This is a genomic window from Pseudomonas sp. BP6, assembly GCF_017875935.1.
Lineage (GTDB): Bacteria > Pseudomonadota > Gammaproteobacteria > Pseudomonadales > Pseudomonadaceae > Aquipseudomonas > Aquipseudomonas putida_Y.
In genome coordinates this window covers 5,495,349-5,508,778 of sequence record NZ_JAGINI010000001.1, presented here as the reverse complement: position 1 = coordinate 5,508,778, position 13,430 = coordinate 5,495,349, and the positions used below count along the sequence as shown (strand labels likewise).

11 protein-coding genes and 1 pseudogene are annotated in these 13,430 nt (G+C 62.1%); 7 read left to right on the top strand and 5 right to left on the bottom strand.

Annotated features, from left to right (window positions below):
• The first annotated feature begins 2 nt into the window (after positions 1-2).
• From J3A98_RS25015 to J3A98_RS25005, 3 genes are all read left to right on the top strand, one after another.
• On the top strand, positions 3-1,790 hold the full coding sequence (locus J3A98_RS25015; protein ID WP_209969202.1) for a monovalent cation:proton antiporter-2 (CPA2) family protein: 1,788 nt from the start codon (positions 3-5) through the stop codon (positions 1,788-1,790).
• A gap of 689 nt (positions 1,791-2,479) precedes the next feature.
• Positions 2,480-2,773: a hypothetical protein gene (locus tag J3A98_RS25010; RefSeq protein WP_209969199.1), complete on the top strand. Its 294-nt coding sequence runs from the start codon at positions 2,480-2,482 to the stop codon at positions 2,771-2,773.
• Positions 2,774-2,943: 170 nt separating this feature from the next.
• Positions 2,944-3,522: a PBECR2 nuclease fold domain-containing protein gene (locus J3A98_RS25005; protein ID WP_209969196.1), complete on the top strand. Its 579-nt coding sequence runs from the start codon at positions 2,944-2,946 to the stop codon at positions 3,520-3,522.
• Positions 3,523-3,717: 195 nt separating this feature from the next.
• Here the strand turns inward: J3A98_RS25005 and ycaC (J3A98_RS25000) are convergent, their stop codons facing one another.
• Positions 3,718-4,347, bottom strand: a complete 630-nt coding sequence (gene ycaC, locus J3A98_RS25000) for an isochorismate family cysteine hydrolase YcaC (protein WP_012274792.1) — start codon at positions 4,345-4,347, stop codon at positions 3,718-3,720.
• A 262-nt stretch (positions 4,348-4,609) separates the two neighbouring features.
• Between ycaC (J3A98_RS25000) and J3A98_RS24995 the strand changes: the two genes are divergently transcribed.
• The 3 genes from J3A98_RS24995 to J3A98_RS24985 all read left to right on the top strand — a co-directional run bounded on the left by J3A98_RS24995 (position 4,610) and on the right by J3A98_RS24985 (position 8,592).
• On the top strand, positions 4,610-5,521 hold the full coding sequence (locus J3A98_RS24995; protein WP_209969193.1) for a LysR substrate-binding domain-containing protein: 912 nt from the start codon (positions 4,610-4,612) through the stop codon (positions 5,519-5,521).
• Between the two features lie 208 nt (positions 5,522-5,729).
• On the top strand, positions 5,730-6,992 hold the full coding sequence (locus J3A98_RS24990) for an OprD family porin (protein WP_209969190.1): 1,263 nt from the start codon (positions 5,730-5,732) through the stop codon (positions 6,990-6,992).
• 1 nt (position 6,993) lies between these two features.
• Complete coding sequence (locus tag J3A98_RS24985; protein ID WP_209969187.1) at positions 6,994-8,592, top strand: MFS transporter; 1,599 nt, start codon at positions 6,994-6,996, stop codon at positions 8,590-8,592.
• A 177-nt stretch (positions 8,593-8,769) separates the two neighbouring features.
• Here J3A98_RS24985 and J3A98_RS24980 read toward each other — a convergent pair whose 3' ends face one another.
• The 4 genes from J3A98_RS24980 to ycaC (J3A98_RS24965) form a co-directional block, all read right to left on the bottom strand.
• The gene (locus tag J3A98_RS24980; RefSeq protein WP_209969949.1) at positions 8,770-10,611 is read right to left on the bottom strand and encodes an amidohydrolase; all 1,842 of its coding nucleotides are present in this window, start codon (positions 10,609-10,611) and stop codon (positions 8,770-8,772) included.
• A gap of 340 nt (positions 10,612-10,951) precedes the next feature.
• Complete coding sequence (locus J3A98_RS24975) at positions 10,952-11,770, bottom strand: alpha/beta hydrolase (RefSeq protein ID WP_209969182.1); 819 nt, start codon at positions 11,768-11,770, stop codon at positions 10,952-10,954.
• Between the two features lie 40 nt (positions 11,771-11,810).
• Positions 11,811-12,119: a hypothetical protein gene (locus J3A98_RS24970; protein WP_176682857.1), complete on the bottom strand. Its 309-nt coding sequence runs from the start codon at positions 12,117-12,119 to the stop codon at positions 11,811-11,813.
• 117 nt (positions 12,120-12,236) lie between these two features.
• A complete protein-coding gene (gene ycaC / locus J3A98_RS24965) occupies positions 12,237-12,866 on the bottom strand; it encodes an isochorismate family cysteine hydrolase YcaC (protein ID WP_019096461.1) in 630 nt (209 codons plus the stop codon).
• A gap of 115 nt (positions 12,867-12,981) precedes the next feature.
• Here ycaC (J3A98_RS24965) and J3A98_RS27220 point away from each other — a divergent pair.
• Positions 12,982-13,216: pseudogene (locus J3A98_RS27220) on the top strand (hypothetical protein); the annotation flags it as partial.
• Between the last annotated feature and the right edge of the window lie 214 nt (positions 13,217-13,430).

Here is a 13,430-nt window from a genome sequence, read left to right as displayed (position 1 = left end):
CAATGCCACACGAAGGCAGCCTTCTGCAAACTGCAGTGATCTTCCTGCTTGCCGCCGTCCTCGCCGTCCCCCTGGCCAAGCGCTTGCAACTGGGTGCCATGCTCGGCTACCTGCTCGCCGGTGTGGTCATCGGCCCGCAAGCACTTGGCCTGGTCCACGACACAGAAAGGGTGGCGCACATTTCCGAACTGGGCGTGGTCTTGCTGCTGTTCATCATCGGCCTGGAGCTGTCGCCCAAACGCTTGTGGCTGATGCGCAAGTCGGTGTTCGGTGTTGGCACTGCCCAAGTGCTGCTGACCGGCGCAGCTATCGGCGCCATCGCCCTGTTCGGCTTCAGCCAGACGCTGCCCGCGGCCATCGTGCTCGGTCTGGGCCTGGCGCTTTCGTCAACCGCCCTTGGCCTGCAGAGCCTGGCAGAGAACAAACAGCTCAATGCCCCGCACGGCCGTCTGGCGTTCGCCATCCTGTTGTTCCAGGACATCGCCGCGATCCCGCTGATCGCCTTGGTACCACTGCTGGCCGCCACTGGCCCGGACACCAGCAGTGGCGACAGCCTGGAGAATGGGCTGAAGGTATTCGCCAGCATCGCCGTGGTCATCATCGGCGGCCGCTACCTGTTGCGCCCGCTGTTCCGCACCGTGGCTCGCACCGGCCTGCCGGAAGTGTCCACTGCCACCGCACTGCTGGTGGTGATCGGCACCGCCTGGCTCATGGAACAAGCCGGTATTTCCATGGCCCTGGGCGCCTTCCTCGCCGGCCTGCTGCTGGCAGACTCGGAATACCGCCACGAGCTGGAATCACAGATCGAACCCTTCAAGGGCCTGCTGCTGGGGCTGTTCTTCATCAGTGTCGGGATGGGTGCAAACCTGCACCTGCTGCTGGAGATGCCGCTGGTGGTGCTGGGCCTGACCCTGTTGCTGGTGGCCGTGAAGCTGGTGCTGCTGGTCGGCACCGGTCGCCTGGCCGGCGGCCTGAGCGGCGCCAGCGCGCTGCAACTGGGCATGGTGCTGGCCGCCGGCGGCGAGTTCGCCTTCGTGGTGTTCAAGCTGGGCAAGGACCAGGGCCTGTTCGATACCCAGACCTACGACCTGCTGCTGATGACCATTACCCTGTCGATGGCCATCACCCCACTGCTCATGATTGGCTGCGCCCACGCCCTCAAACGTGCGCAGCCAGTGCGTGAAGTGCCCGAACATTACAAGGCCATCGACGCCGGCACACCGCGGGTGGTAATCGCCGGCATGGGCCGTATGGGCCAGATCGTCGCGCGTATCCTGCGGGCACAGAAGATCCCGTTCGTTGCCCTGGAAACCTCGGTGGATGCCATCGAGATGACCCGTATATTCGAGCAGGTGCCGGTGTTCTACGGTAACCCGCTGCGCCCCGAGGTACTGCATGCGGCCAAGGTGGGTGAGGCGGAGTACTTCATCATCACCATCGATGACCCGGAAGCCGCCATTCGTAGCGCTGAACGGGTAAAACGCCTGTACCCGCACCTGAAAGTGCTGGCCCGGGCGCGTAACCGCCAGCACGTGCACAAACTGGCGGATGTGGGCGCCGAACCGATTCGCGAGACATACCACTCCAGCCTGGAAATGGCCCGCCGGGCACTGGTGGGGTTGGGCCTGAGCGATGAACAGGCGGCGGACCGCATTGCACGGTTCACCCAGCATGACGAAGAGGTGCTGGAGGCCCAGGGGCAGGTACGTGATGACCGGGCCAAGGTGATGCAGACGGGCAAGGAGGCGCGGGTGGAGCTGGAACGGTTGTTTGAATCGGATGCGGATTGAGGCCTTTTGGCGCATGCCTTGAGGGTTGTAGTGCCTGTGAGATCGAGCGCCGCCCGCGCGGCGCTTCGCGGGTAAACCCGCTCCTACGTCTGTTTCGGGCCAGTTATTCCTGTGGGACGCGCACGCGAGCCCCCTGGCGCACGCCTCGATATCGCGTCGTACAAACAAGGCGGTCGCGCGCGCCTGGCACAGGAGGGACTGGCCAGAAACAAACGTAGGAGCGGGTTTACCCGCGAAGCGCCGCGCGGGCGGCGCTCGATCTCATGGGCGCCCAAAAACTATCGCCAGGCACCTGGAAGCCATCCTGCAATTTCCTGACGATCACCTCGCCGCCATGACGCGAACACACAAAAGCCATCACAAAATCGTCTAATTCTCAGCTGGGTCCTACTTCCCCGCGAACCATTTCCTACGTTCACGCCAATCCCAAGGAATTATCCTACGCATCGTGTCGACGCCCATCTGATTGTCCGGGGAAGGCCTGCTCTCTAGGCTGACCGGGTCGCTGTCGGTTCAGCGATCGGGTGTGGAAACCCGGATGTGATGAAGGGCTGCCGTTATGGCAGTTGTGCGCGTGAGGCCGTTTGGCCTACCGGCTTGCCTTCTCACCGGTTTTCCACCCCGCGCACAACTGCCGCCTTCTGCGTGGAAACGGGTGGTTGCAGTTCAATCCTGGAGAAGGAATTGCCATGAAAAGAATCGTCCCCGATCCACCCCTCCCCAACACCACACAACGCTCTTTCAGCCGCTGCGATGCCGGCCATCCCCCATTGTTCACCGTAAACCCCGGCGTTTCCGCCCACGATGCCCTGGTGCATGTCGCCCAATACCTGCGCGGTGCCTACGACTGTGGCTACAAAGCCTTGGAGCATCTGGATGACACAGGCAAGAGCCTGTTCTGGAGCAACCTGAACGCACTCGAAATGGCAGAAGGTTTGGTTGAGGCATTGCTGGATGGGATTGAGTCACAGCCAATAAGTTGAAGCGATTTACATCAGTCCTGAGCAGGCTGCAATGACTAGCCTGCTCTACCCAAACGCCGGAAATACCCTACACAACGCGTCACCCTCCGTCTGATTGTTAGGGGGGCCCCTTCGCCATAGGCTTACCTGGCCGCCGCCACATCAGCGACTGTTCCCAGTCAGGTATTTCATTGAGCCCCAACAGCCCAGCCGCAAAAAATGCCGAAAAGAAAGGCCAGAACTCCTGGCTGGACGAACAATTACCCGACCTCAGAACACTTGCGCGTGAACTACGCGCCCAGGCTATCGAAGAACTAGCGCCTGCTGATTCGCATGACGCTGCAGTCGAGGTTGCTGCACTGCATCTGGGCTTGGACAGCGAAAACGTTGAGGTAGTCAGCATCAGCAGCCCACTGGGCGACATCCGGATTCAGCGCAGCTGTATCTACCACATCGTCGAGAAGAGACAGGACGCCCGGGAACGCTATGTAAAGGTAGCGCTGGATACGTTAATCGGACTATTTGAGGTATGGCAGGTCGCTTACACCAATGACACTTTCAGGCTGGCCTTCATCGGCGTCTACGAAACCAGGCGCCAGATGCTGGTAATCGTGACCCTCGACAACGGCAAAACGCTGTGGAATTTCATGCAGTGCGATGCAAAAGCACTGAACAAACATCGCCACGGGCTGCTGCTCTACAAGCGGTACAATTTTCTGCCAAGAAAAGAAAAGGGCCACTGTCACCAGTGGCCCTGTATTTGCGCTTGATATTCATATACACACCCTCAAGCAGGGGTGTGGAGGTCTCACCCGACGCTGATGATTCAGCCATCGACGGGGTTCCTACGCCAGCTTTTACCGCTGAATGGCAGCTGGTTTCGCGCTCAGTTCAAACGCTAACAACACTCTACGATCAAGTCAACGGTAGCCCCAAGGGGAGGCTACCCATCAGGTTACTTAGTGTTACTTACCCGCAGTCAGCGCGTTATAGCTGGTCATCAGGTTGCGATAATCCGGAATGTGGTTGGAGCAAAGTGCAGCCAGCCCTTCGACATCGTTGCGCCAGTCGCGGTGCAGCTCGCAGGCCACGCCGAACCAGGTCATCAGTTGCGCACCCGCCTGGCTCATGCGGTCATGGGCAGCATCGCGGGTCATTTCGTTGAAAGTGCCGGAAGCATCAGTCACCACGAACACGTCAAACTCTTCTTCCAGGGCAGACAGGGCCGGGAAAGCTACGCACACTTCAGTCACAACGCCGGCGATGATCAGTTGCTTCTTGCCGGTAGCTTTCACGGCCTTGACGAAGTCTTCGTTGTCCCAGGCGTTGATCTGGCCAGGGCGGGCAATGTACGGCGCATCCGGGAACAGGGCTTTCAGTTCCGGCACCAGCGGGCCGTTGGGGCCTTGCTCGAAGCTGGTGGTGAGGATGGTCGGCAGGTTGAAGAACTTGGCCAGGTCAGCCAGCGCCAGCACGTTGTTCTTGAACTTGTCCGGCTCGATATCGCGCACCAGGGACAGCAGGCCAGCCTGGTGGTCGACCAGCAGTACGGCAGCGTCGTCTTTGTTCAGGCGGTTGTAGGTGAATTTGCTCATGGTCTGTGCTCCTAAGGGTTATGAATTTTTCAGCAATCCGGGGTGTTTCGCGTTGATGGGCACAGATTAAAATCATCACCTTTGCGGCGGTAGTTAGCAGAATCTGGCTTTAGCGTTCTGATTTATGAACGATGGATTTGTCGGGGGCTGTGCCGGCCTCTTCGCGGCTAAAGCCGCTCCTACACGGACCGCATAACCCTGTAGGAGCGGCTTCAGCCGCGAAGAGGCCGGCAAAGGCAACCAAATACCCGGAGACCGATCATTGGAAGACCTCAACTCCCTCTACTACTTCACCCAGGTCGTCGAACATGGCGGCTTCGCCCCGGCCGGCCGGGCGCTGGACATGCCCAAGTCAAAACTCAGCCGGCGAATCGCCGACCTTGAAGACCGTCTGGGCGTGCGGCTGCTGAACCGCACCAGCCGCCACTGCTCGCTGACCGAGATCGGCCAGGCCTACTACAACCGTTGTCTGGCCATGCGTGTGGAGGCAGAGGGCGCGGCGGAAATAATCGAGCGCAACCGCAGCGAACCGCGCGGCCTGGTGCGCATCAGTTGCCCGACCACCCTGCTCAACTCCTGGGTCGGGCCGATGCTGACCCGCTACATGCTCAAGTACCCGCAGGTGGAACTGTTCATCGAAAGCACCAACCGCCGCGTCGACCTGCTGCATGAGGGTTTCGACATCGCCCTGCGGGTGCGCTTTCCGCCGCTGGAGAACACCGACATGGTGATGAAGGTGCTGAGTAACAGCACCCAGTGCCTGGTCGGCCAGCCTCAATACCTGGCGCAACTGCCCAAAGGGTTTGACCCACAGTTGCTGGGCACGCTACCCAGCGTGCATTGGGGCAGTGCCCAGCGCGAGTACCAGTGGGAACTGTTCCAGGGTGAGGACAACAGCCGCCGTATTGTCATCCCGCATACACCACGCATGGTGACTGACGACCTGTTTGCCCTGCGCCATTTCGTGGTGGCCGGAGTGGGGATCGCCCACTTGCCGCGGGTGGCGGTGCGTGAGGATCTGGCGGCGGGACGTCTGGTTGAGCTGATTCCGGACTGGCACCCGCGCTGCGGTATCGTGCATGCAATCTTCCCATCGCGGCGAGGGTTGCTGCCGTCGGTGCGGGCACTGATCGACCATCTGGCTGAGGAATTTGCCATCAGCGACATGGCTTGAGGTCCCGACTGGCTGACCCGGCCTCTTCGCGGGCATGCCCGCTCCCACTGGTATTTGCACAAGGCTCGGGGCCGGTGGTGGCCCTGTAGGAGCGGCTTTAGCCGCGAAAGGGCCGGTACAGGCAATGCAAATCCCCACCCAGCACACCCTTACAAGACCTTGGGTCTACTCTTCTTCCACACTCCCGGATCATCCCCCGGAGCCCCTCATGATCCGCGCCACTCACGGACCAGGCCGCGCCCTGCTCGCCACCCTCGCCCTCTGGCCGGCGCTCAGCCAGGCCGATGAACCCGGCTGGTCGCTGCTCAGCCGCAACTATTTCCTGCACAGTGACTTCCGCTCGCCCTCCGGCAGTGGCCAGAACTACCGCCAGGAATGGGCCCAAGGCTTCATCGGCGAGGTGCGTTCCGGTTTCACCGAAGGCACTGTCGGCGTCGGCATCGATGCCCATGGCTTTCTTGGCCTCAAGCTCGACGGCGGCCGCGGCCATGCCGGCACCGGCCTGCTGCCACGCAACAGCGATGGCCGCGCCGAATCCGAGTACTCCAGCGCCGGGGTCGCGCTCAAACTGCAGCTAGGCAACACCCGGTTGCGCTATGGCGAGATGATGGTGGAAACCCCGGTGTTCGACACCGGTGACAAACGCCTGCACCCGGAATACGCCACCGGCTGGCTGGTGGAAAACACCGACCTGCCCGACTGGCGCCTGCAGGCCGGGCGTTTCACTGCCTTCAACAACCAGGACAACAGTTCCACCCACGACGACTTCAGCGGCTACGGCGCCAGCACCCACAACCGGGCCATCAGCCTGGCCGGTGCCACCTTCGCGCCCAACGGGCCGTTCGGCGCCGCACTGTATGCCGGGCAGTTGGAAAACACCTGGCGCCAGGCCTACCTCAACCTGAACCTGGCCGAGGGCAACTGGCGCCTGGACGGCAACCTGTACAAAACCCGCGACACCGGTAACGCCAGCGCAGGGGCGATCGACACCCTCGCCTACAGCCTGCTGGCCAGGTACAGCTTCGGCGCCCAGGCGCTGAGCCTGGCCTACCAGAAGGTCGAGGGCAACACGCCTTTCGACTTTGTCGGCGGCGACTCGATCTACCTGGCCAACGCGATCAAGTACGCCGACTTCAACGGCCCTGGCGAGCACTCGTGGCAACTGCGCTACGACCTGAACTTCGCCACCCTCGGTGTACCTGGCCTGAGCCTGATGGGCCGCTATGTCATCGGCCGCGGCATCGACGGCAGCCATGCGCCTGCGGGCGGCATCTATGTGAACCAGTACGGCGACGGCGGCAAGCACTGGGAACGCGATATCGACCTGAAATACGTGGTGCAGTCAGGGGCTGCCAAGGACCTGAGCCTGTCGTTCTCCCACGTCAGCCACCGCGCCAACCAGGCCCAGGCGGGCGGTGATATCGACCGCATTTACCTGATCATCGAATACCCACTCAAAGGCAGCTTCTGACATGAGTACATCCCCTTCAGGTGCCTGGAGCCCGTTGCGTAACACCACCTTCCGCATGCTGTGGGTCGCCACCATCGCCTCCAACATCGGCACCTGGATGCACGAGGTGGGCGCAGGCTGGCTGATGACCACGCTGTCGGCCAGCCCGCTGCACGTGGCGTTGATCCAGGTAGCCGGCTCGCTGCCGATGTTCTTCCTGGCCCTGCCGGCCGGCGCAGCGGCGGACATCGTCGACAAACGCCGCTACCTGTTGCTGGTGCAGCTGTGGATGTCTTGCGTAGCGGTGGTGCTGGCGGCCCTGACGTTGCTCGGGATGATGAACGTCACCTTGCTGCTGGTGCTGACCCTGGCACTGGGCATTGGTACAGCGCTGATGATGCCGGCGTGGAGCGCACTGACACCGGAACTGGTGGGCAAGGAGGACCTGGCCAACGCGGTGGCGCTTTCCAGTGTCGGCATCAACGTGTCACGGGCCATCGGCCCGGCACTGGCGGGGGTGGTGGTGAGCATGGTAGGCCCGTGGCTGACCTTTGCCCTGAATGCCATCTCGTTCGCGGGTGTGATCCTGGTGTTGTTCCTGTGGAAGCGCGAGGTGAAGGAACCACTGCTGCCGGCCGAACGCTTCGTTGGCGCCATGCGCACCGGGTTGCGCTTTGCCCGCAGCGCCAAGCCTTTGCAGGCCGTGATGCTACGCGCGTTGGCGTTCTTTTTCTGCGCCAGCGCCGGCACTTCACTGCTGCCGCTGATCGTGCGTGGCGAGATGCGCGGCACCGCAGCGGACTTCGGCCTGCTGCTGGCGGCCATCGGTATTGGCGCAGTGGCGGGTGCCACCTTGCTGCCGCGCCTGCGTGAGCGCATCAGCCGTGACCGCCTGGTGTTACTGGCCAGCCTGCTGTATGCCCTGTTCCTGCTGGCCCTGGCGCTGGTGCGCAACTTCTATGTGCTGCTGCCAGCGATGCTGCTCAGCGGCGCGGCGTGGATCGCGGTGCTGTCCAACCTGCAAGTGGCTGCGCAGACTTCGGTGCCAGCCTGGGTAAGGGCGCGGGCTTTGTCGGTATACATTCTGATCTTCTTCGGCGCCATGGCCTGTGGCGGCCTGCTGTGGGGCACGCTGGCCAGCCATGCAACGCTCACCTTCAGCCTGCTGCTGGCCGCAGGCGGCCTGGCGCTGGGTACCTTGCTGACCTGCAAGGTGACGCTGCCGGAAACCGAGGCAGAGGAGCTGACGCCGTCGCTGCATTGGCCGGTGCCGGTGCTGAGCGATGACATGGACAAGGAAGTCGGACCGGTGATGGTCACCGTCGAGTACCACATCGCCCCCACCAAAGCCGAGGCCTTCCAGCAGGCGGCGCGAGAGCTGGAAGCGATGCGCAAGCGCAATGGCGCATTGTCGTGGGGGTTGATGCGGGACAGTGCTGATCCGGCGCTGTGGCTGGAGTTCTTCTTCGAGGAATCGTGGCTGGAGCATCTGCGGCATCACCATCGGGTGACCCGTGGCGAACTGAAGATCGAGGCGCGGGTCAGGGTGCTGCAGACCGATGGGGTTGAGGTGCGGATTCGGCATCTATTGGCTGGTGGGGAGCATAAGGCACACCATTGATGCCGGCCCTTACGGCCCATTCGCGGGTGAACCCGCTCCTACACATGATCTGCGGTAGACACACACCGGACGTTGGAAACAGGCCGTTGTAGGAGCGGGTTTACCCGCGAAAGGGCCGGCACTGAAGACACAAGAAAGGGGCCAGTTATTGGCCCCCGTTCGTCACATCAGCTCAGCTTAGAAAGCGAAGCACGAACAGCCCAGCGCCCCCCAGAAGCCCTGGAAGTCATTTACCGGCACGCTCGAATGCCGCGCCTTTTCGTGGCTGTGCGCATGCACACCACAAGGCCCGCTGCACTGGTGCACGGTGGCTGCCAAAGATGGCGTACCGACACGCCAGTGCCCCGGCACCTTGGTCACCGGCGACCACTCGGGCAGCACCGGCACCTGCGGCGGGCCAAGCTTGTCGAACTCACCAGCACCGTACACCACCTTGCCATCAACGATGGTCAACACTGATTCGATACACTTGATCGCTTCCTCATCGACACTGAAGAAGTCCAGCGACAACGCGGCCAGGTCAGCCAGCTGGCCCACCTTGATCTGGCCTTTCTTGCCTTGCTCGCTGGAAAACCAGGCGCTGCCCTGGGTGAACAGTTGCAGCGCGGTGTCACGGCTCAGACCTTCCGGGTACAGCTCCATGCCACCGACCGTCTTGCCACTGACCAGCCAGTACAGTGAAGTCCATGGGTTGTAGCTGGACACCCGAGTGGCGTCGGTACCCGCGCCCACCGGCACGCCCATCTCGAGCATGCGCTTGATCGGCGGGGTCTGCTCGGCGGCTTTGGCGCCGTAGCGGTCGACGAAGTATTCACCCTGAAAGGCCATGCGGTCCTGGATGGCAATACCACCGCCCAGCGCTCGCACGCGTTCGATGTTATGCGGGGTGATGGTTTCGGCGTGGTCGAAGAACCAGGGCAGGCCGTTGAATGGAATGTCACGGTTGACCTTCTCGAACACGTCGAGCATGCGCGTGATCGATTCGTTGTAGGTGGCGTGCAGGCGAAATGGCCAGCGCTGCTCGACCAAGTGGCGCACCACCGGCTCCAGCTCTTCTTCCATGGTTTGCGGCAGGTCTGGGCGCGGCTCGAGGAAGTCTTCGAAGTCGGCGGCAGAGAACACCAGCATTTCGCCAGCGCCATTGTGGCGCAAGAAGTCGGTACCGCTGTGCAGCTTGACGCTGGAGGTCCACTTCTTGAAATCGTCGAGTTCTTCCTTGGGCTTCTGGGTGAACAGGTTGTAGGCGATGCGTACGGTCAATTGATCGTTGTCGGCCAGCTCCTGGATCACGGAGTAGTCGTCGGGGAAGTTCTGGTAGCCGCCGCCGGCGTCGATGGCGCTGGTCAGGCCCAGCCGGTTGAGCTCACGCATGAACTGGCGAGTGGAGTTGACCTGATACTCCAGCGGCAGCTTAGGCCCCTTGGCCAGCGTAGCGTAGAGAATCATCGCGTTCGGGCGGGCGATCAGCATGCCGGTCGGGTTGCCGAACTTGTCGCGCTGGATCTCGCCACCCGGCGGGTTCGGTGTGTCCTTGGTGTAGCCAACGGCCTTGAGTGCGGCGCGGTTGAGCAACGCGCGGTCGTACAGGTGCAGCAGGAACACCGGGGTGTCGGGTGCGGCCTGGTTGATTTCTTCAAGGGTGGGCATGCGCTTTTCGGCGAACTGGAATTCGTTCCAGCCACCGACCACGCGCACCCACTGCGGGGTGGGCGTGCGCGCCGCCTGGTCCTTGAGCATGCGCAGGGCATCGGCCACCGACGGTACCCCTTCCCAACGCAGCTCGAGGTTGTAGTTCAGACCGCCACGGATCAGGTGCAGGTGCGAGTCATTGAGACCCGGGATCACCGTGCGTTGCTTGAGGTCGATGATCTGCGTGGCGGCACCCTTGTGGGCCATGGCCTCGGCGTCGCTGCCCACGGCGATGAAACGGCCGTCCTTGATGGCGACAGCAGTCGCGGTGGGCTTTTCGCGGTCAACGGTGTGCAGTTTGCCGTTGAACAGAATCAGGTCGGCGGTCATGGAACCTCCTTGCGTGGATGCGTGAGCGGAACCGGCTTGGCCGGTAAAAGGCAATGCGGACCAGAGTGCGCCGGCGGCACCGAGCACAGTGCTGGTGGCGAGGAACTGGCGACGGGTCTTGTCGTTGCGATCCTGGGACATGGGCTTCTCCGACTAGGGGCCGGCAGGGGGACTGCGAAGCATGCCGGTTGATGCAAGGCCTGGGCTTGAATGGATGTGCGGTGGGTTGAAGAAGGTTAGCCCTGGTCAAGCTTTTTGCTGCCTGGGCCGGCCTCTTCGCGGGTAAACCCGCTCCTGCAACGTCCGCAGGAGCGGGTTCACCCGCGAATGTTTCCCACATTTACCGCTGAAGGAACGCCAGCAGGTCCTCATTCAGTTGCTGTGCATGGGTCACCGCAAACCCGTGCGGCGCCCCGGCATACACCTTCAGCTCGGCGCCGCGAATCAGCTCCGCCGCCTGCTTGCCGGTGGTCTCGAACGGCACGATCTGGTCGTCATCGCCATGGATCACCAACGTCGGCACATCGACCTTGGCCATGTCCGGACGGAAATCGGTCTCCGAGAAGGCCGTCACACAGTCCAGGGTGCCTTTGATTGACGCCATCAGCGCAATGTTCAGGGTCTGCGTCTGCACACCCTGGGACACCTGCTGCCCATGGTTCAGGCCGTAGAACGGCGTGGCGAAATCGGCGATGAATTGTGCGCGGTCGGCACGCAGGCCGGCCCGGATGCCCTCGAACACCGATAGGTCGACACCGTCAGGGTTGTCGTCACGCTTGCCGAACACTGGCGTCACCGCGCCCAGCAACACCAGCCCGGCCACCCGCTCGCTGCCGTGGCGGGCGATGTAGCGGCTGACATCACCGCCCCCCATCGAGAAGCCCACCAGGGTGACGTCGCGCAGGTCGAGGTGTTCGATCAGCTGGGCAATGTCATCGGCGAAGGTGTCGTAGTCGTAACCGCTCCACGGCTGGCTCGAGCGCCCGAAACCCCGGCGGTCGAAGGCGATGGCGCGGTAACCGCGGCTGGCCAGGAACTCCATCTGCGAATCCCACATGTCGGCGTCCAGCGGCCAGCCGTGGCTGAACAGCACAGGTTTGCCGCTGCCCCAGTCCTTGAAGTAGATCGAAGTGCCATCGCGGGTAACGAACATGCTCATAGCGGTATCTCCTTGAAAGTTTCCAGGTGAAGGCGTCGGCTCAGCCGCGCAGCCAGTTGGCGCAGCGGCGGGTTACCCAAGGCATGATGTAGAACACCACGGGCAGGATGACGAACAGGTTGACGATCAGGTTGCCGGTGATTACGCCGCCCAACTGCGGGAAGCGTGCAAACAGCGGCGCCAGCAGTTGCGGGATGACCATGGTCATCGGGCAGATCACCAGGTAGGTCAGCAGTGCCTGCTTCCAACGCGGCGGTTGCAACGCCGGGGTGCCCGGCGAGCTATCAAGCACCTTGTGTTGCAGGCATACGGTCACCACTTCGCGGTTGTCATGGAGTGCGGTGTTCATCGGCGTTCCTTGGGATGAGCTTGCCCGCATTCACTGTGCAACGGCGAACGGGCGGAGGATTGGATGGGTGTGCTGCCCTGCGCGGGCACCGACTCACGGCGCCCGGGGCGGGTCGGCTTACTTGCCGGCGTTGAACGCGTTGTAGCTGGTCATCAGGTTGCGGTAGTCCGGGATGTGGTTGGAGCACAGCGCGGCCAGGCCTTCGATGTCGTTGCGCCAGTCGCGGTGCAGCTCACAGGCCACGCCGAACCAAGTCATCAGCTGGGCACCCGCCTGGCTCATGCGGTCGTGGGCAGCGTCGCGGGTCATGGCGTTGAAGGTGCCGGAGGCATCAGTGACCACGAACACGTCGAACTCTTCTTCCAGGGCCGACAGGGCCGGGAAAGCTACACAGACCTCAGTCACCACACCGGCAATGATCAGCTGCTTCTTGCCAGTGGCTTTCACGGCCTTGACGAAGTCTTCGTTGTCCCAGGCGTTGATCTGGCCAGGGCGGGCAATGTACGGAGCGTCCGGGAACAGGGCTTTCAGCTCCGGTACCAGTGGGCCGTTGGGGCCTTGCTCGAAGCTGGTGGTGAGAATGGTCGGCAGGTTGAAGAACTTGGCCAGGTCGGCCAGGGCCAGCACGTTGTTCTTGAACGCGTCCGGCTCGATGTCGCGCACCAGCGACAACAGACCAGCCTGGTGATCGACCAGCAGCACAGCGGCGTCGTCTTTGTTCAGGCGGTTGTATTTGAAGTTGGTCATGGTCGTTGCTCCTAAGGTTTTGATGTTCAGTCAGCTGGGTGTTTCGCGTTGATGGGAGAAGATTAAAACCATCACCTTTGGAGCGGTAGATAGCGGTTTTTGGCTTTAGCGTTCTGTTTTAGGAACGATGAAGAACGTAATGGGTTGACTGGCCGAATTCCACACGCTGACCAACTGCGTGCTGTAACGGATCGACAAGGAGCAGATGAAGAGTTGTTTGCAGCAGCGTGAAGAGCTGCCGACGGCGTGAGCAAGTTGCAGCGGTTCGGCGACAGAGCCGGGAGTCGTTGTCGCTGCAGAAGCCGGCTTCAATCAAGAAGGGCGGCTTCCATGGTTGGTCGCACACGTGAGCCTGTGCTGGCTTCTTCGCGGGTAAACCCGCTCACATGTTCACCACAGACCTCTCAGGCGCTAAACAGGCGCAACTGTCTTGCTCAAAATTTGAACAACCTGCGCGGTCGCCTGTAGGAGCGGGTTTACCCGCGAAGACGGTAGCGGCGGCAACGGTGATCGGCCTTTGGAAATTGGCCAGCAGGCCCGGCCCTTTCGCGGGTGAACCCGCTC